The sequence below is a fragment of the Marivirga sericea genome (assembly GCF_900177665.1).
GTDB lineage: Bacteria > Bacteroidota > Bacteroidia > Cytophagales > Cyclobacteriaceae > Marivirga > Marivirga sericea.
The window spans coordinates 12,828-32,663 of the sequence record NZ_FXAW01000010.1 but is presented as its reverse complement, the minus strand read 5'-3'; the positions used below and the strand labels follow the sequence as shown (position 1 = coordinate 32,663).

Below are 19,836 nucleotides of genomic sequence, written 5' to 3'. Positions count from 1 at the left end.
AAAATTTAAAAGTCTACTGATTCACCTGCCAAGAAACAGATGAATCAGTAGCATTTATTAGCAGAATCGAATACTCGGGTTAATTTTCAAAAATCAATCACCTCAATACCTTTCCAACCCCAATCTTCTCCAGTAGATAAGGATTGTGCTCAATCACCAAAATGTCATTGTGAATGCTCAGTTTTTCTAAGATTGCATATAGTAAATCAATATCCGCATAATGAAGTCCTGTGCTCGGCTCATCCAAAATAAATAATTGATTCTGCGGAGCATCTTGTAGCCAGGTCAAGAGAAGTAAGCGTTGCTTTTCACCAGAAGAAAGTGATTGCACTGTCTGCTCTAAACTTAAATGTGCCAAGCCGATTTCCTCTAGACTTCTAGTAAAATTAAGTGTAGAATTCGACACTTTAAAGTCCGTAAACCAAGTGTGTAATTCCGAAATATTGAGAGCCAATACATCTGCTATATTCCTTTTCTGGACTTCAAGTTTTAGAATGTGGTCTTGATAGCGCTTGCCATCGCAATCCTCACACTTTTCAATTGCATTGGCGGCAACATCCAGGCTAGTTTCTACAAATCCTTTTCCTTTGCAAGCCGGGCACTGACTACTTTTGGTTTTATAGGAAAAGTCGGTTGCTTTTCTACCTGTTTCTGTAGCAAAAATTCTCGTGATGTCTTTCAACAAATCCAAATAGGAAACCAGTAAAGTGGCATTATGGCTGTTTAGCTTTTTAGGCTCAAAATATTGTGCGCCATTATATTCTTTAGGGTACTCAATGCTGTCACAATTCACCGCAGTTCCGTTTTCAATACTCGGAATAATTATGTCTTTTACTAAGGTGGTTTTTCCTATTCCTGATTTTCCTGTCAGTGCTGTAATACCGCCAATTGGAAGATCAAGTGCATCTCGCACCAAGGTATGTTTAGCCAGTTTGCGAATACTAATATGTTTATTGCTGTCTTCTAGTTTCACAGGTTTACTTGGTGCTTTCAGGAAAGGATGGCAATCGTCTCGCTGTAGCAGACCTTCGGTAGTGCCTTGATAAGTGATATATCCCCCCAGCTTTCCGGCTTTTGGTCCAATCTGTACCAAATGATCGGCCGCATGAATAATGGCTTTGTTATGCTCAATCACGATGACGGTATTTCCTTTCTCAATCAACTCTTTCAGAATTTGAATGAGGTCAGGAATGTTATCATTCGATAAGCCTGCAGAAGGTTCATCCAGTAAATAAGTGACTCCTTTCAGCGGACTATTGAGCTGTTTAATGAGTTCTACTCTTTGGTTTTCCCCACCGGATAGCGTAGGAGATTTTCTGTTGAGTTGCAGATGGTCAATATGCAATTGCTTCGCCCTCTTAATGGTGTTGATTAAGTGAGGATAGATTTTAGCAAGTAACTTTCCATCAATATCTTCACTTGTGTCTTCGGCTTCTAACCATTCGCCCAGTTCTCTAAAGTCCATGGATTTAATAGCATGAATAGATTTTCCGGCTATGGTAAAAGACAGTCTTTCAGGTTTTAATCCGCTGCCTTCACAATGGCTACATTTGCTATAAGAAAAGAGAGCAGTCAGTTGACTGATGTTCTTGTTCTTTCGAGTTTTGAAATATTCATCTTGGAGATACTGAAAGAGGCCTTCCCATTTCATGTTCAAGTCTTGAGTGCCTGAACGTGTTTTCGTTTTGTATTCCCAAGTCGCTTTCCATACTTTCTCTCCCGTTCCACGAAATAGAATATCCTTTTGTGCTTCACTTAATTCCTTGAAAGGCGTGTCTAGACTAAAGCCATTTTCAGAGGCTACTTTCTTCAGGATTGCCATATATTGCCCTGCCGGATCGCCATAATAACCAATGGCTTTATTATGAGCAAAGAGGCCATCGGAAATACTTTTGTTCTCTTCTAACACCAATTTTTGGAGGTCGGGCAGCAATTCTTGTCCAATACCTTCACAGACGGCACATTTACCTAATTCGTGATTATTTGAAAAATGACTGGCGGATAAATCCTCCTCTTCATATTGCGCTTTTCGGGAAAAGGCGAACCGTAAGATCTTATCGATGCCCGTTTGCTTGGCAATGTCCGTTCGAATAGAGTAGTTCTTTTGCTTTCGAGTAATACAAATCGTAGGCGTGAGGCCTTCAATGTGGTTCACTTCAAACTGAAAATTCACACCCACTCTCGACTGCTGATAGCTGGAGAATTGCTTAGTCATTTCCTGCAGGCCGAAACCATGCAGTGTTTCTATTACTAAAGAGGATTTACCCGAACCCGAAATTCCTGTGACTACAGATAACTTATGCTTAGGTAGTTCCAAGTTCAGGTCCTTTAATGAGTGTGTTCGTGCACCTTGAATGATAATCTTTTCCCTCTGCTGTTTTGCTTCTTCTTTGACTTCAATGGGTTGTACTTTCAATGCATTGTCCACTAAAGTGTCACATCCTGTTTGAAAGAGCGCATGATTCTCAAAGCATACAATACCTGCCGTTTGTTCCTTTAGTTGGTGCAGAGCAGCAAGCAGTTGTCTCACATTTTTGTGATGCAATCCGATGCTAGGTTCTTCCAGTATTAAAAGTGTCCTTTTCGAATTTTTGGCAAAATGTTTTGTAAGTTTTATTCGCTGTGCTTCTCCTCCCGATAAGGTATTAGAAGGTTGTCCTAGTTTGATATAACCTAACCCAAGTTGCACCATCAAAGACAAGATTTTGGTCAGTTGCTTTTCGCCCTTGAAGAAATCAAAAGCGGCCTCAATGCTGAGGTTATAGAGGTCTGCAATGTTCTTATCCTGCCAATGAACACGAAGCACTTCCGGCTTAAATCGCTTACCGTTACATGTCGGACAAATCTGATTAATATTTCCAAGCGCACTCATCGATAGCGTAATCACTCCCGCTCCTTCGCAGGCCTCGCATCTTCCGGTTTTGTTGTTAAAAGAAAAAGCTCCTTTAGCTAACTTTAGCGCTTTGGCTTCAGAGGTTTTAGCCAGCAAATCACGTATTTTATCAGCTAAGCCCGTATAGGTGGCGGGATTACTTCTTGGTGTCTTTCCTATTGGCTGATCCGTTACCGTGAGCAAGCTTAAATCTTGCCTTTGACAAAAGCTCGAAATGCTTTGAAGTAGTCCGGGAGTCTTTCGACTTATGACTGTCAGTTCTTGTGCTTCAGGAGTAAAATTAGTCTCCGACACATTTTTAGGAGGCTTATTTTCATCTATACTTCCATGTCTCAAGGCTTCTAAAGTTGGACTGTTTATACTCTTGGCCTTTAGAAAATCTTGGATAGAGCCGTTAAAAATAACTTCACCACCATGAACGCCCGCTTCGGGGCCTAATTCCACAATCCAATCAGCAGACTTAATAAATTCTAGGTCATGCTCCACAACCATCACCGTATTGCCTCTGCGAATCAAGCGGTCTAGGATGTGGAGTAAATATTGCTGATAATCTGCCGATAAGCCAATTGAGGGCTCATCAAAAACATATAAAATGCCCTGCAGATTACTATTCACCTGATTGATCAGTTTGATTCGTTGCGCATCACCGGAAGAAATTTCGGTGCTAGCTGTACTCAACTGATAATCTTCCATACCTAGTCGAATGAGGTCATATAATTGGATGGTGATCTTATCTGCGAGCACTTTTTCACCAGCCGAAAGCTGAAGCGAACTCAGGTTTTCATATAACTGGCCTAAAGTCAGCGCCATCCAGTCTTGAAAATTTAGTCCTTGCCATTTGAGCTTAAGATGCTCCGCTTTGATCCTTGCGCCTTTGCAACTCGGGCAAACTTTAGAACTGGCAAATTTCAGAATGTTAGGGTTTCTATCTCTTCTGAGAATATCATGCATGATCGGCAGCATACCTTTATAATAGCCCTCTTCTCTTGGTTTTGCCTTAATGCCTTCCCATCTCAATCGAGACTCCAAGCCATGTTTACCATAAAACACTTTAAGTCTATTACTTCCGTTTAGAACTACATCTTGTTGTTCTTTAGTAAGCTCCTTCCAAGGGATATCCACATTAAAACCATGTGCTTCACATACTTTGTTGAGCTCCTCAACTGTGATCTGTGAATAGACAATGTAGCCACCTGGAAGGGTAGTCGTGATGGCTCCTTCTCTTAGCGTTTTATTTTCATCGCCAATGAGTTTGTCAAGGTCAATATACTCTGCCTCTCCAATTCCTCTGCATACTTCACAAGCTCCCCGTGGGTGATTGAAAGAAAAGAGCGATTTGCTCATCTTTTCTTCTCCTGCATAGCGTGCAAATATAATCCTGAAAATGGCGGTTAGCTCTGATAGTGTACCAAAAGTTGCATTAATTGACTGAAATCGTTTTGATTGTTCCACTTTAATCACAGGCGGTAAATCCTGTATATCATCAACCTCAGCGGTGGGGATCAGATGGCCATTTTGTTGGTTGTAAGCCGGAAGACTCTCTAAAAAATATCGATAACCTTCATTAGCAATGACGCCCATAGCCAGAGATGATTTGCCAGAGCCTGATAAACCGGTTACCACAATCAGCCGATCTTCAGGAATACTAAGATCAATGTTTCTAAGATTATTCTGATGGGCGTTTGTTATGCGCATTAGGAATATTGTTTCTCTTTTGAACGGACAAATATAGAAAGGTTGTGGCAGTTGAAAATGGTTTTTATAATATATGCTATTACAAAACACCTCAGACCTTAGGCTAAAGTTAAATTGCTAAACTAGTCCATTTTTAGCAAGATTTAAGAGCCTTGCCACAAAAAAAGGTGTTTTATTCAATTTTAAACCGAACCGAAATCTTCTTGCTTGATGCTATAGGAGTATCTCCCTTTTTAGCAGGTTCCCATTTTGGCCCTTCTTTCACTAAACGGATTGCCTCTTCATCACAGCCATCTCCCACGCTCTTTAGAACCTCTACTTCCGTAATGTTCCCAGTTACACTGATACTTAATTTTAATCTGACCTTTCCTTCCGTACCTTCCTCCAGTGCTATTGGAGGATATCTTAAATTATCTTTGAGATAATCACGGTATTCAGAAAAGCCGATGCTGGGCCTAGCATCACTGTAGGTATTATCTTTTTCCGTTTCGTCTTTGCTAGTTGTTACGACTACTTCGCTTAATTGAGCAACATCAGCGTTTAGATATATTATATTACCCGCTTCTTCACTCACAACAAATTCTTGCTGTTCCATACCGATAAAATTCACGATAAGTACATTGTTTGGCTTTGCTGCAATCTCAAACGAACCATCTAAACCGGTGCTTGTGGCTATTGCAGTACCCTTGACCATTACATTAGCTTCTGGAATAGCCTCTCCCGTTTCAGCATCTAGCACTTCTCCTGAAATAGTTGGAGGAGTAGCATTTTTCTTCCTTGATGTGATAACTGTTTCTTCATCAGTTGGAGCAATTGACGATGCCAAAGCAGTGGCCTTCTTACTTCTTGCTACGGAAGGTTTGTTTTGATCGGCCTCAATTCCTGCTACTTTTCCCACCATGGAGTCTGCATTAAACTCTTGAATGGTGTCTTCATATGGAACTACGGTCTCTGATACAATTAAATCCTCCTCAATATTAATTGCTTCATTTTGAGCAAGGAGCTCAGCATCTTCGACTGTTTGAATCGGCACTTCTTTTTCCTTCTCACTTTCAGAATCGTTGCTTTGAGCCATTGGTAGATCATCCGCTTCCTTTTCTTTTGCTTCGGCTTGTAAAGCAATGGGTGGGTTCGTAGTGCTTTCGTTCTGATCAAATTTTACGGCCTCTTCCGATTTAATAGCCAAGGGGGCAAAAGATTCATCTTGCTGAAAAAAGTTAATAATGAGTATGCTAGAAAGGATTAACAATAAAAATACTGCAGCATATGGCAAAGCTTTTCTCCACAGAGGTATTGTTCTTTGTTCTTGCTCGGGAGTGGTTCTAGCCTGTAGCTTAGCCTTCAGAATCCGTAAGTCAGCAAGCGCGTCTGGATTTTCCAAATATCCTTCCATAGCTTCTGCTTCAAAAGGATGATTCAGTAAATATTTTTCCACTTGATGCTGCTCTTGAGAGCTCAATCTACCTTCAACATAAGCTCGCATTTTTTCTAAGCTTAATTCCCGAATTGGTTCAATATGGTTGTTATCTTTCTCCACCTTGTTCCATGCACAGTTTTAAATTTCTTTTTGCATTTTGTATATAACTTTTTACTTTTTTTAATTCATAGGAGGTGCTGTCCGTGATTTCCTGATAACTTTTTTTGTCCAAGAAAAATAACTCCACACAAAGCTTTTGCTCCATTTTTAATTGCGCTATACAGGCAGTTAATCTTTCCAGATTGTCCTCCTGAAAAGTATAGTTTTCTTCATGATGCAACACTTGTCCATTTTCCATAAGCTCAAGGTCGGAATAATCAAAATTATCCGTCCTTTTACGCTTTTGCTTTCTCAATTCCATTAAACAATGGTTTTTGGATAGCACGTAAAGCCAACTTTTAAAGTTTTCTACCTCGTGCTTGGGAAGCTTCAACACTAATTCTTCAAAAATAGCCATCACAGCATCCTGAGCTGAATCCTTGTCTTTCAAATATTTTAGGCATACTCCATAGACCAGGTGCATATAAGGCTGATATAACTTGCCCAACAAATCAAGATCTTGAGATTCGCAGAATTGCTCAAGCAGTCGTTTTTCTTCTGGTATGTCGTTTTTATCTGTCACTCAATGCTGCTATGGAAGTTGCTAAGTTAATTTTTATAGCTCAATAAAATACAGAAAAGTGGAATTCTAGCTTTAAGGTAAAGCAAAATAACGAAGTTTTACCTAGGCAAATCTATTTTATTTAAAGCCCTTTAATGGATTCCAGCATGCATTTGACCCTATTTTCCTTATAAAAAATAAAAAACTGAAAATAATTTTATGGAATTTATAGAGTGGGTGCATCCTGTCTACAAAAATGTTTCACATAAAATTATCAATCATGAAAAAGTTAATGGATGTAATAAGAATAAGCTGCCTAATTCTGATCAGCTCAGCTATGTTAGCCGCACAATCAATCACTGTAAGCGGGAAAGTAACAGATGCCCAAAGTGGCGAGAATTTACCAGGCGTGAATGTATTATTGAAGGGTAGCGCTGCAGGGGTAACTACTGATTTAGATGGCAACTATACCATCAAATTACCCTCTCTAAAAGGCATATTAGTTTTTAGCTACATTGGGATGACGAAAAAGGAAGTGCCTATAAAAGGGCGAAGTGTTATCGATGTGCAATTGGAAGCTGATGTTGCCCAATTGTCGGAAGTAGTGGTCACTGATCGATCAGTGCGGAATATATTTTCAAAAAGAAAAGTGGCTAGCTATCAAGCTGATCAAAGTTATTGGCCTATACCTGCTGAATCACCCTATCCTCAAGCAAATACAGAGGATTATGAAGGTCTTGACGAAAATACTTTTCAGGAAGCTACCCAAAATCCATTGTCCACTTTTTCTATCGATGTAGATGCAGCTTCTTACTCCAATATGAGAAGATTTATCAACAATGGTCAAAATCCTCCTAAAGATGCAGTAAGAATTGAGGAAATGATTAATTATTTCAATTATGACTACAAACAACCAACTGGTCAAGATCCGTTTTCGATCAATACAGAAGTGTCGCAAGCGCCTTGGAACGAAAAACATCAACTTGTACATATTGGCTTACAAGGAAAGGTAATTCCCACACAAAACCTGCCTGCCTCAAATCTAGTTTTTCTCTTAGATGTGTCAGGCTCTATGTTCGCTCAAAACAAGCTACCCTTGCTAAAATCAGGTCTCAAAATGTTGGTTGATCAGCTGAGGGAAGAGGATAAGGTTTCTATTGTGGTATATGCTGGTGCCGCTGGATGTGTGCTTCCACCTACTTCAGGCAAAGAAAAAGGCAAAATAATTGAAGCTTTGCAAAACTTACAGGCTGGAGGTTCCACTGCTGGTGGAGCTGGGATTGAATTAGCTTATAAAATCGCTAAAGAAAATTTTATGCAAGAAGGCAATAACCGAATCATTTTGGCCACTGATGGAGACTTTAATGTGGGAGCGAGCTCAAATGAAGCCATGGAAGATTTGATCGAAGCAAAAAGAAAAGAAGGTGTTTTTCTTACTGTTTTAGGCTTTGGCATGGGTAATTACAAAGATTCAAAAATGGAAATATTGGCTGATAAAGGAAATGGTAACTATGCTTATATCGACAATATTTTAGAAGCGAAAAAGGTATTGGTGAATGAGTTTGGAGGTACTCTCTTTACCATTGCTAAGGATGTGAAAATCCAGGTAGAGTTTAACCCAGCCAATGTCACGGCCTATCGATTGATTGGCTATGAAAATAGAAAGCTTAATAATGAAGATTTTAATAACGATAAAAAAGATGCAGGTGAGCTCGGTTCTGGTCATACGGTTACTGCTTTATATGAAATTATCCCTAAAGGGGTGGATAGTTATTTCAAGCCTATTGATGATTTGAAATATCAGCAAAACAAGCCAAAAACAGAAAAGGTGACGTATGGTGATGAGCTACTCACGGTAAAATTCAGATACAAAGCTCCTGATGGAGAGGTCAGCAAATTAATTGTGACAACGGTAGAAAATACCGCTAAGTCTCTTGATAAAACGTCTGAGAACTTTCGTTGGTCAGCGGCTGTGGCTACTTACGGGATGTTGTTGAAAGATTCTGATTATATCGAAAATGGCGATTATCAGCTGGTGACAGACTTAGCAAAAAGTGCCAAAGGAAAAGATGAAAATGGGTATAGAATAGAATTCATCAAGCTGGTAGAATCCAGCAGTTTGTTGGCTAAGAACTAGTTTTTAGTCGTTACAGGGTTAGTTCAATGTGTATTTGGTTGTTTTGGTGGGCGTTTGTGATGTGCATTGGGTTTAATTTGGTGATGATCATGGGCAGTGGAGACGCAATGCATTGCGTCTCCACCAATTTTTTACGAAATTAAAATTTATTATCTAGATAGAACAAACGAATCAACCATGCCTGACAAATTCAAAAACAAATACCGTATTGAATCAGCACGATTACAAAATTGGGATTACAGGAGTAAAGCAAAATATTTTGTAACCATTTGCACAAAAACTAGAGAATGTTTTTTTGGTAAAATTAGAAACGGGGAAATGTTATTAAATGATGTCGGGAAAATTGTAGAATCGGAATGGGTAAAAACATTTGAATTGCGACCGGACATGAATTTATGTGTGTCGACTATATTGTGATGCCTAACCATTTTCATGGTATTATTGGGATTGGTGAAAACCGGTATAATACGTTGGGGACGGATCATGGTACGAATGGGCGCGGTAGAGACGCGAGGCATCGCGTCTCTACATTCGGACCACAATCAAAAAATTTAGGATCCTTTATTCGCGGTTTTAAATCGGGTGTAACCGTTGGTGCACGATTGATTAACCCTGATTTTGGATGGCAAGACCGTTTTCATGATCATATTATTCGTGATAAAAAATCATTTCACCGGATTTCAGAATACATTAAAAATAATATTCGGAATTGGTCTGATGATGGGTTTCATGATAAATGATGTGTTTATATTCGATGCATGGTGTATCTACCGACCCAATACCGAAACCGCATTACTAGTCCCCGAACCGCCAATATTAACAACCAAACCCGTTTGTGCATTTTTGGCTTGATGACCCCAGGCTTCTTGCATCAATTGTTTGTAAATATAAGCATGCATAGAAACACCGGTCGCACCAATGGGATGACCTTTTGCCTTCAATCCACCCGATAGGTTTACGGGTAATTTTCCCTCAGGAAAAACAGTCCCATTTTCCAAGGCTTCAAATTCTTTGCCTGCAGGAGCAATTCCCATGGCGCTATACAATAAAAGCTCTGTGATGGTAAAGCAGTCATGTACTTCGGCAATATTAATATCATTTATGCTCATGCTTGCATCTTTTAAGGCTTTATCCACTGCAAAAGCAGCGCCTTCTAGAAAATGGTCAGATTTATGTTTGCCGAAACTATCCAAATAATCGCTAGCACTGTAAAAACTTTTCATAGATACTCCCTTTCCTATGCTTAAACTGTCATGTTCCAAGACCAAAGCAGAGGATCCATCAGAAACTAGAGAGCAATCATGTAATCGAAGTGGGGCATGAATGATAGGATTCTTCTCATCAGGAAGTGCCAGAATGTCTTTTGCGCTTTTGGGTTTCTGCAAATGGGCCAAGGGGTTTTGGGCACCATTTGTATAGGCTTTGGCTGAAATTTGAGCTAGCCATGGTCTTAATTGTGCTTCGGAATAATTGTGTTTTTTCATCCAACCTTTCGCTAAGTCTGCAAACATACAGGGAGCGGTTACAGATTGGCTGCCTTCTTCCGGCCAATAGGTGGCCAGCGATAAAGCTTGAGTTACTCCGGCAATTTCTAAATGGGTCATTTTTTCCAGACCTACTACTAAAGCCCGCTTCATCATACCTGATTTTATGGCCATAATCGCCATGTGAATCGCAGAAGAGCCTGAAGAACAGGCAGTTTCTGTTCTGTACATTGGTTTATGACGCATTTCGGGCAATGCATTCACACCATAAGGCGCAATGTTTTCCTGATGATTGAAGGATCCTCCGCTATAATTTCCAACAAAAACCCCATCGATAGCTTTTGCTTCAATTCCTGCATCTTGCAAAGCGCCAATGGCTGCTTTTTCATATAAAGAATAGAGCGTCTCACCCTCCAGCTTGCCAAATGAAGAATGATACGCTCCGGTAATATTTACGCCTAAATCCATATTTCAAATTTTAATCTCAAGTTAATGAAATTGGAAAAAAATTGATAGCCAGATTCCATTTCTTCATATATAATATTATTTCGAGTTGATATCTCTTTAAAATCTAGATTAGGTGAATCTCATAATATAAAGGCTTAAAGGATGATTAAGGCATTTATTTTCCTGACTTATCAAATAAGCATTTTAGACAGCAATATTTGCCTTGTGACTTTCGAAAGAAGTTATCCATCGACTATTTCCTCATAGAAGAAGAATTGATGGTAAGCTTGTGGTATCATTAAAACAAATACAATTATGAAAAAGACACTCATTTTCGTCTTGCTAATCTTAGCAACCAAAGTCAGCCACAGTCAAGACTTATTAAAAGAGGCAGATAGCCTTAAAAGATTGGGGTTTTTAAAACCAGCTCTTGAGAAATACAAAAAATCCATGAGCGAAATACCCTCAAGAGAGACGGCATATCGAATTGCAACTACCGCAGCACTAATGTGGCAGCCAGAAATGCGAGATACTGCTTTCTATTATTTACCTTTTGCAGTTGAATATGACCAGAATTTAGCTGCTTTGCAGGACCCAAGCTTTTTAAATTTGCTTTCAGATCCAAGATGGAAAAAAATAGAGGATCTCCAAATAGAGAGATATGAAAGGAATCATTCAAAAATTAACAATCCAAGATTTGCTAAGGAGCTTTTCAGAATGATCATAAAAGATCAAGGATTTACCTATGTCAGAAGGACCCAATTAGCAAGTTTTTCATCAGAGAACAGCAGTCTTGGCTCCTCCTCTTTATATCCTATGCTTTCGATTGAAGAGGAAAAGTTTAGAAAAGAAAATATTGAAAGACTCAGATATTTATTAGTTAATTATGGTTGGCCTACAGCTGCAGATGTTACCCCATTAGCTTCAGATGCTATAGTTGAAATAGTTATAAAAGCACCAGATGTATTAATGTTACAGTGCTTTCCATATTTAAGCGAAGCCTTCAGAGATGACAAAGTAAGCGCTTCGGTTTATGCCAATGCTAAAGACAGATTCTTAATTTCTAAAGGTAGAGAACAGCTTTATGGTACTCAAATTGAACATAGATATGGAGCAGCAAGTCCAGTCGCTATAAGAAAACCTGAAAAAGTGGATAGGAGAAGAAAAAAGATCGGGTTGAGGTCTTTGAATACATACTTGGAAGAAGAATTTGATATAGAATGGCAACTTAGTCTTAGCGAATAAGGCTATACATCTTGAGTGGCTTTCTACAAAAAATATGGAATTGAATTTAGAGATTTGATACCAGCGTTAACATAAAAAGATTGAATTAATAAAATTCATGAAATCAGGGGTCGACTAATTGGTTTTTTTAGCAAAATCTAGAGTAAACTTTTTTGCTGACATAGTGCAGCATTTTTTAAGTTTACAATCATCGTATTGCTATGTTTAAGACTCAAGGAACTTTTCACTCCCGGCATAAAAATTTCAAAGATGAATGGTTTTTAAGTGTGGATGCTTACAAGAGGGGTTCTAATTCTTCCATCAAGATTAGATTATTCCGTATTTCTAATACATATTTTTAAATTCTTTACCTACTGCTAAGTCTAATAAGTAGGTACCACAGGAAATCTTGTGTGCAATACATATCTTAAAGTGAATTCTGCCGTTAGGTTAAAGCTGTATTAATAACTAAAATCGTACTTTTACTATTAGATTGAAGAAAACCGGCAAAATCATATTATATATTCTGAGTGGCATTTTTTTGCTATTGGTGACTTTCGTCCTTTCCTTAAGGTTGCCGGCAGTGCAGCAGAAAATCACCAATTACGCCACTAAATATGTAAGCGATAAAACCCAGACCAAGTTTGAAATCGAGCGGCTTTACATCACTTTCCTTGGAGCTGCTCAGATTGAGGGGCTATATGCCGAAGATAAATCTCAAGACACTTTAATTTATGCCAGTTCCATTTTAGTGGATGTTGCTTGGAAACCACTTTTAGATGGAAATGTGGACGTGAAGGATCTGCAGCTGAAAGGAGTTAAAGGAAGAGTTCATAACAACTCTGCTGATAGCAGCTTTAACTATCAGTTTTTGATCGATGCCTTTGCTACTGATAGCACTAAAAGCTCTAATAATCAAAAGCAGAATATAGAATCCGATACAACTTCCTCTACGAAAATCAATGTTCGCCAGCTTTTGTTAGCAGACATTGATCTAAAGTATCGTGATGTAAGTGTAGAAATGGATACTGATCTGAAGTTAGATAAACTGGACATCTCTTTCGATGCTTTTGATTTGGATAGCTTGCATTTTGATGTTGAAGAATTTGTACTTCAAAATGTGAAAGGACATTATTCTCAAGGAAAAGCTTTTGAACAAACTGAAGCAGACAGTACAGAAAGCAGCTTGCCGAAAATAACTGTGCAAAAGCTGAATTTGAACACTGTTGATGTAAAATATGAAACGCTATTTGACAGTTTGCAATTATCAACACTCGTTGATTACCTCAAAATCAGAAATGCAGAATTAGATCTGAGCAAGAATGAAATTGGAGCGGAAGAGTTTGAAAATAAGATCAATCATTTTCATATGAGACTTCCTATTTCTACTGATTCTGCAACTCAAAAAAGCGATACCGTGCCTACTCCATTTGAATTTCCTGATTTTGAAATTAATCTAAATGCTTTCAGTTTTGAACTTTCAGATTTAGCTATCAAATCACCGGGAAAAATAAAGAATATTGCAGGGTTTAATCCTGAAAATATGCAGTTTCAAGACATCAAGTTGAACTTGCAAAATGCTACATATAAACCAAAGAATTTAGGCATTGAGAACATCAATTTCTCTGCTATTGATGGAGGTAATTTTAAATTGAAAGAGTTAAGCGGGGGCATCAATTTTAATTCCAAATCTGCGAAATTAAAAGACTTTAAACTGGAGACTTCCAACTCCATCCTAAATACAGAGGCCAACATAGATTTTTCCTCTATTGATTCTTTATTCGCAGGGAGCTTTTATAAAACTTTCTTCAACCTTGATTTAAGATTGCCGACCACTTTAAATATAAAAGATGCTTTTTATTTTGCACCAAGCTTAAAGGACGATAGCAGTTTGCTTGCCTTGTCGCAATATCCCGTTAAGCTTTACGGTAAGATAAAGGGTGATCCACAAAACATGAATTTACAACAATTCCGCTTGCTATACGGAAAGCAAACCTCGGTTGCCCTCAAGGCGAAACTTGAAAATTGGCAAGAATTTGAGAAAATATCTGCCTCAGTAGAAAACGTGGAATTGAAAAGTAATGTCTCCGATTTCTCCTATTTTATGCCTCCAGATTACCCTTCATATTATCCTCAAAAGATCATATTAACAGGAAACGGGGCCTATAATAAAGGACAATTAAATGCGGACTTTGGAGCAGAAATAGACGACCAAAGTAGACTAAAATTAAAGGGTAATTTCAATTCCGATGAACCAGAAAGTTATGAAGCTAACATCAACTTATCTGATTTGGAATTGGATAAATGGTTACAAGATAGTTTAAACTTCAGTACAGCAGATATTGACATTGCTATAAAAGGAAAAGGATTAAAGCCTTCAGAAATGGACACCAAGGCTGAAGTCACTATTCGTAATTTTAGTTATTTGGCTAATGATTTTGATACGATTAATATGTCGGCTTCGCTTGTTAGAGGTCAGTTAGATTTCAAAAGTAATTATTCTGATTCTATTGCAGATTTTGATTTATCCGCGATGGGAACTATAGATTCTGTTCAGCAAAAAATGAGTCTAAAAGCTACCATTAAGCAACTAGACTTGCTGGCATTCAATATCACTGACACAGCCGTTTGGGTAGGCACTAAAGCCAACATAAATGTTGAATTGGATAGTTTACACCAATCGATGACAGCATATTTATCTGAAACGATTTTGACCAGCCCTTTGCAAACTATCAGATTCAGTCCTTTAGATTTGAAAGCGTTTAATTCTAATGACAGTGCTGCAGTGAAATTGAAATGGGAAAATATTGACTTTAATTTCAATATGAATCATGCTTTTAGTCAGCTCGCTTTAGCAGATTTGGATGCCTCGAAGCTTCAGCAAGCAAAGATCTTTCAAGTTGACACCACTGATAGACCTATGCGTTTTGCGCTCAATATGCGGGCTGAAGAAAGTCAAAACCTTCTGGATTTTCTTCCGCTGGACATCAGCTTTAAACCGATTGATGCTAAAGCACACTACAATAGCAATAAGGAGTTAATCGATTTCCAGTTGCTGATTCCTGATTTTCACTATCAAAATATCGATTTGGATAGCTTCAATTTAACTGTCAACAATTCAGCTAAGGAGTTCCATATAAATACCAATTTTCAGCGAATTACTTCTGGCGATCTAAATATTTACCCTACTATATTGAAAGCGGACATTACGCCTCAGAAAGCGTTTTTTAATTTATTTATAGAGGACGCTTCATCAGATAGCTTGTTCCATGTGGATGCTATTTCTGAAAGGAAATCAGACTCTTTGTTTTGGTCAATAAAGCCTGAAAATCTGATTCTGAACGCTGCACACTGGAATATGCATCCTGAAAACAGAATTTATTTTGATACGGCTAGTTTGCAAATTCGCAATTTGATTTTTGAGCGAAAAAAGCAATCATTCGAACTGAAAACCGAACTGAAAGATCAAATAAACTCCTTGCAATTGAATTTCGAGAATTTCAGAATTCAAAACTTCTTTGCTATTATTAATGCTGAAGAAAGTCCAGTTAAAGGTATTATAAAGGGTGGGATAGAGTTGGAAAACTTAGAAGATCTGACAGAGTTTTCTGCCTCATTGAAGTTAGATAGTTTAAATATTTATGATCAGGAAGTAGGGAACTTGAGCCTAGATGCCAGACAAGAATCTGCAAACCGATATCAATTTAGCTTGAACTCTAAAGGCGAAGTAAGCTTGAGAAGCAAAGGATGGTTTGACAACAACTCTGAGATTCCTGAATTTGACTTGGAGCTTGACATGGACAGCGTTTCTCTTCCCTTTTTAACCAGTTTTTCTGAAGGCTTAATAAAAGAAGCAAGCGGAAATTTAGTGGGGCATTTCAATTTCAGTGGGACGCCAGAAGATTTCATTTATGATGGAAACCTTAATTTCCAAGATGCTTCACTTTTCTTTCCTTATCTTAATATGACCTATCAACTGCCCAATGAAGTCATCTCTTTAAAGAACGAAAAAATAAATCTGAATAATTTCACAATCTTAGACGAACAGAGCAGAAAAATGCAGTTGAATGGTCAGATCACCACCCAGAACCTTCTCAATCCGAAGTTCGATCTAAGCCTGACTGCTGATAACTTTCAACTGCTCAACACCACAAAAGAAGATAGCGACTTATTTTACGGGCAAGCCTTCTTTAATGCCACAATAACATGGAAAGGAAGTCTTGATCAGCCAAAGATTGAGGCTAAGGTTGGTTTAAATGAAAAAACGGATTTAGTATACATCATTCCTGAAACGGAAGTAGATGTTGTGGAACAAGAGGGTATCGTCAGGTTTACTAAGCCCTTTCAAGCTTCCGACACTATTCCTTCAAATGAATCAGAATTACAGAGAAGTGCAAATATTGATGGGGTCGATTTGAATGCTATTATCAATACGGATAAAAACGCAAAATTCAAGGTAGTTGTGGATGAGAAAAGAGGTGATTACCTAACCGTTTCTGGTGATACGGATTTAAATTTCACTTTGAGAAAAAATGGAGCAATAAGTTTGAACGGGAATGTAGAGGTGAATAATGGCTATTATCAGTTAAGCCTTTATGATTTAGTAAAGCGCAGATTCGACATAGAATCTGGTAGTAGAATAAGCTGGTCTGGTGATCCTTATGAAGCTATTTTGGATATAACTGCCTTATATAAGACGGAAACGCCAGTAAATACCTTAATGCAGGATCAAATATCCTCCGCATCTGATCAGGTCAAAACACAGTATCGTCAGAAACTACCTTTTCTGGTTCAACTATTTGTGGACGGCAACTTAAGCAAGCCTGAAATTTCCTTCGGACTGGATATGCCAGAAACAAGCCGTGGAGCACTGGGCGGAAATATTTATCAACAAATTCAAGCAATCAATGCAGATGAAACTAGACTTAACAAGCAGGTTTTCTCCTTGTTAGTGTTAAACCAGTTCTTCCCAAGCGGCAGCAGTAGCGGAGGACCGAATTCTGAATCCATTGCAAGAAACAGTGCCAGTCAGATTTTGAGTAACCAATTAAATAAGTTAAGTAGTCAATATGTAAAAGGCGTAAATCTCAACCTTGACCTCAATTCTTATGAGGATTATCAAAGCGGGACACCTCAGGATAGAACGCAATTGGATGTCAGTTTAAGCAAGAATTTATTCAATGACCGTTTTAGGGTAGAGGTAGGAAGTCAGGTTGACTTGGAAGGTCAGCAAAGGACTCAACAGGAAGCCACCGACATCATTGGAAATATTATGGTGGAATATTTATTAACTGAAGATGGTCGCTATAAGCTAAGAGGCTACAGAAAAAATGAGTACGAGGGCTTAATTGACGGTCAGGTGGTGGTAACGGGCATTTCCATTCAATTCAGTAAAGAATTTGAAAAATTCAATGAGCTTTGGTCGCAGTCAAAAGAAGAGAAAGAAAAGTGAGAAAAGTGTTCCTACATATCGCATTGGTCAGTCTCTTAGGAGGGAGTTTTTATTCTTGTAAAACTACTCAAAAACTGGAGGAAGGCACGCGACTCTACACGGGTGGAAAACTGAATATAAAAGATGCAGAAAACATCAAATATAAAAAGGAATTACTTGAAGGCTTAGAGGAAGTAAACAAACCCCGACCCAATGAAAAGATTGGCGGCCTGCGACTGGGGCTTTGGGCTCATCAAAAAGTGGAAGATGAAGAAGCCGGTTTCTACGCAAAATGGGTCAATAAGCGCATTGGAGAGGATGCAGTACTCTTGGATAAAGTGAACACCAATAATGTGCAGAAATTGATGAAAAACCGAATGGAAAATTTGGGTTATTTCAACAGTAAAGTGCAGTATGAAATCAAGAAGAATAAGAAAACGGGCTTTATTAAATATGAAATAGCTCCAGGAAATCGCTTAATGATAGATTCTATAAGTTTTCAAAGAGTGGGCAACAAGAAAGTAGATAGCCTGATTCAGAATTACCTTGAGCTGGAGCAGCCAATCAAAAAAGGTACTCCTTTTTCCTTAGAAGAACTAAAATCAACCCGAACAGAAATTTCAGAATTCTTAAAAAAGGAAGGCTACTACTATTTCACTTCCAATAATTTGATTTTCGAAGCAGACACCCTTAATTCTGAAAGAGAAAACACCGCAAATCTGAAGCTAAGCATAAAAGATAATGCTTCAGAATTAGCTTTGGTTCCCTATGTAATAGACAATATAAATGTTTTTCCTAAATACTCCTTAGATACCTCAGGAGATCCTAAAAGCTCCGATACTACGAATTTAAAAGGAGTTAATTTTATTCAATCTGAAGAATTCTTCCGACCAGATCGACTTTATCCTTACCTTTTTATAAAAGAAGGAGACTATTACAATCCCCAAAAAGAAAAATGGACGAATAAAAGACTGAATTCTTTGAAGACTTACCGTTTTGTTAATATTCGCTATAGAGAAGATAGTGTTTTAACAGATGGAAAGGGCCAGCTAACAGCGAATGTCTTCCTGTCTCCTCTGAGTAAGCGTTCATTCCGAGCAGAATTACAAGCTGTGAGTAAATCTAATAATTTCGTAGGTCCTTCTTTAAATTTTGAATATTTGAACCGAAATCTTTTTAAAGGAGGGGAGGCTCTGAGGCTATCTAGCAAAATAGGCTACGAAGCACAGCTCAACAGTGGAGATGTTTCAACGAACCTAAGCACTATAGAAACGGGGGTTTCAGCGGAATTAATTGTGCCTAGGATGATTTTTCCTTTGCCACTTGGTCAGAAATTTCGCTACTCGATTCCTAAGACTAAATTTAAACTTTCTTATGAATTACTGAATCGTTCGCAGTGGTTCAATCTTAATTCCTTTTTAGCTGTTTATGGTTTCGAGTGGAACCCCAATATTTTTGTAACGCATAATTTAAATCCCGTGTCCATAAACTATATAAATATTGGAAATGAAAGTGAGGCCTTTATAAATTTAAAAAATAGCAATCCTTTCTTAGCTCGAAGTTTTGAGCAACAGTTTATTCCGGGCCTGAATTATAGCTTCCAGTGGAGTCAGTTAGTAAGAAATATAAAAAGCAATCGTTTTTACTTCTCATTCAATGCTGATTTCGCAGGTAATGCTTTGGCTTTGGCGCAAAATATAGGGGGGGTTACGGGTGATGATAAAAAATTCTGGGGGCAAAGTTATGCACAATTTTCACGCTTTGATTTTGACCTAAGGAACTATCAGGAGCTAGGTGATGATAGTCGTCTTGTCAGTAGAATATTTGCAGGAATCGGTTTGCCATACGGGAATTCTGTGAGCCTTCCTTATTCCAAACAGTACTTTTCTGGTGGGCCTAATTCTGTAAGGGCATTTAGGATTAGAAGGCTTGGGCCTGGTAATTACCAGCCTGAGGATCAAACGGATGGGACTAGCTTTTTTGATCAAGCTGGAGATATTAAAATAGAAGCAAATATCGAATATCGCTTTCCTTTGATCTCCTATTTGAGAGGGGCCGTTTTCACAGATGCAGGTAATGTTTGGCTAAAAAATGAAGACAATAGAAATGGGCAGTTCACTTCCAATTGGATTAACGAGGTCGCTATCGGCTCCGGCATTGGCTTACGATTGGATATTGAATTTTTTGTTATTCGACTGGATGTTGCCACCCCTATTCGTAAACCTGGTGCAAATAGCTTTCAATGGCAGGACAGCTTTGAATTAGGGGATAAGAGTTGGCGAGAGGAAAATATAACCTGGAATTTCGGGATAGGGTATCCTTTCTAGGTTGTCGGGTTTTAAAGTTATCAGGTTAAGAACGATGCCACAGATCTAGAAATATACCGAAGAGACTAGAATTAAAGGTGAAATATTTTCTGAATTATCTATATACGCTATCCTCGTATC

At 38.3% G+C, this 19,836-nt stretch carries 8 protein-coding genes; 4 read left to right on the top strand and 4 right to left on the bottom strand.

The window, feature by feature from the left end:
* Nucleotides 1-97: 97 nt before the first annotated feature.
* The 3 genes from B9Y84_RS18670 to B9Y84_RS18660 all read right to left on the bottom strand — a co-directional run bounded on the left by B9Y84_RS18670 (nt 98) and on the right by B9Y84_RS18660 (nt 6,687).
* Complete coding sequence (locus tag B9Y84_RS18670) at nt 98-4,588, bottom strand: ATP-binding cassette domain-containing protein (protein WP_085518923.1); 4,491 nt, start codon at nt 4,586-4,588, stop codon at nt 98-100.
* Nucleotides 4,589-4,760: 172 nt separating this feature from the next.
* The gene (locus B9Y84_RS18665) at nt 4,761-6,071 is read right to left on the bottom strand and encodes an energy transducer TonB (RefSeq protein ID WP_139828098.1); all 1,311 of its coding nucleotides are present in this window, start codon (nt 6,069-6,071) and stop codon (nt 4,761-4,763) included.
* Nucleotides 6,072-6,111: 40 nt separating this feature from the next.
* Entirely contained in the window at nt 6,112-6,687 is a 576-nt protein-coding gene (locus B9Y84_RS18660; protein ID WP_085518921.1) for an RNA polymerase sigma factor, read from the bottom strand.
* A 259-nt stretch (nt 6,688-6,946) separates the two neighbouring features.
* Here B9Y84_RS18660 and B9Y84_RS18655 point away from each other — a divergent pair, with 259 nt between their 5' ends.
* Nucleotides 6,947-8,803 carry a vWA domain-containing protein gene (locus B9Y84_RS18655; protein WP_085518920.1) on the top strand — a complete coding sequence of 619 codons (1,857 nt, stop codon included), beginning with the start codon at nt 6,947-6,949 and terminating at the stop codon, nt 8,801-8,803.
* 767 nt (nt 8,804-9,570) lie between these two features.
* Here the strand turns inward: B9Y84_RS18655 and B9Y84_RS18645 are convergent.
* Nucleotides 9,571-10,755: a thiolase C-terminal domain-containing protein gene (locus B9Y84_RS18645; RefSeq protein ID WP_085518919.1), complete on the bottom strand. Its 1,185-nt coding sequence runs from the start codon at nt 10,753-10,755 to the stop codon at nt 9,571-9,573.
* A 294-nt stretch (nt 10,756-11,049) separates the two neighbouring features.
* Between B9Y84_RS18645 and B9Y84_RS18640 the strand changes: the two genes are divergently transcribed.
* From B9Y84_RS18640 to tamL, 3 genes are all read left to right on the top strand, one after another.
* The gene (locus B9Y84_RS18640; RefSeq protein ID WP_085518918.1) at nt 11,050-11,979 is read left to right on the top strand and encodes a DUF6624 domain-containing protein; all 930 of its coding nucleotides are present in this window, start codon (nt 11,050-11,052) and stop codon (nt 11,977-11,979) included.
* Nucleotides 11,980-12,541: 562 nt separating this feature from the next.
* Nucleotides 12,542-17,410, top strand: a complete 4,869-nt coding sequence (locus B9Y84_RS18635; RefSeq protein WP_139828097.1) for a translocation/assembly module TamB domain-containing protein — start codon at nt 12,542-12,544, stop codon at nt 17,408-17,410.
* Nucleotides 17,377-19,716 (top strand): translocation and assembly module lipoprotein TamL, encoded by a 2,340-nt coding sequence (gene tamL, locus B9Y84_RS18630; RefSeq protein ID WP_085518916.1) that lies wholly within the window; start codon nt 17,377-17,379, stop codon nt 19,714-19,716. Before B9Y84_RS18635 ends, tamL begins: the two co-directional genes overlap by 34 nt.
* Nucleotides 19,717-19,836: the final 120 nt, after the last annotated feature.

Bases quoted from the DNA above. Each gene is read 5' to 3' on its own strand.
- B9Y84_RS18655 (WP_085518920.1), top strand. From the start codon at position 6,947: ATGAAAAAGTTAATGGATGTAATAAGAATAAGCTGCCTAATTCTGATC.
- B9Y84_RS18670 (WP_085518923.1), bottom strand. From the start codon at position 4,588: ATGCGCATAACAAACGCCCATCAGAATAATCTTAGAAACATTGATCTT.
- B9Y84_RS18640 (WP_085518918.1), top strand. From the start codon at position 11,050: ATGAAAAAGACACTCATTTTCGTCTTGCTAATCTTAGCAACCAAAGTC.
- B9Y84_RS18665 (WP_139828098.1), bottom strand. From the start codon at position 6,071: ATGCGAGCTTATGTTGAAGGTAGATTGAGCTCTCAAGAGCAGCATCAA.
- B9Y84_RS18645 (WP_085518919.1), bottom strand. From the start codon at position 10,755: ATGGATTTAGGCGTAAATATTACCGGAGCGTATCATTCTTCATTTGGC.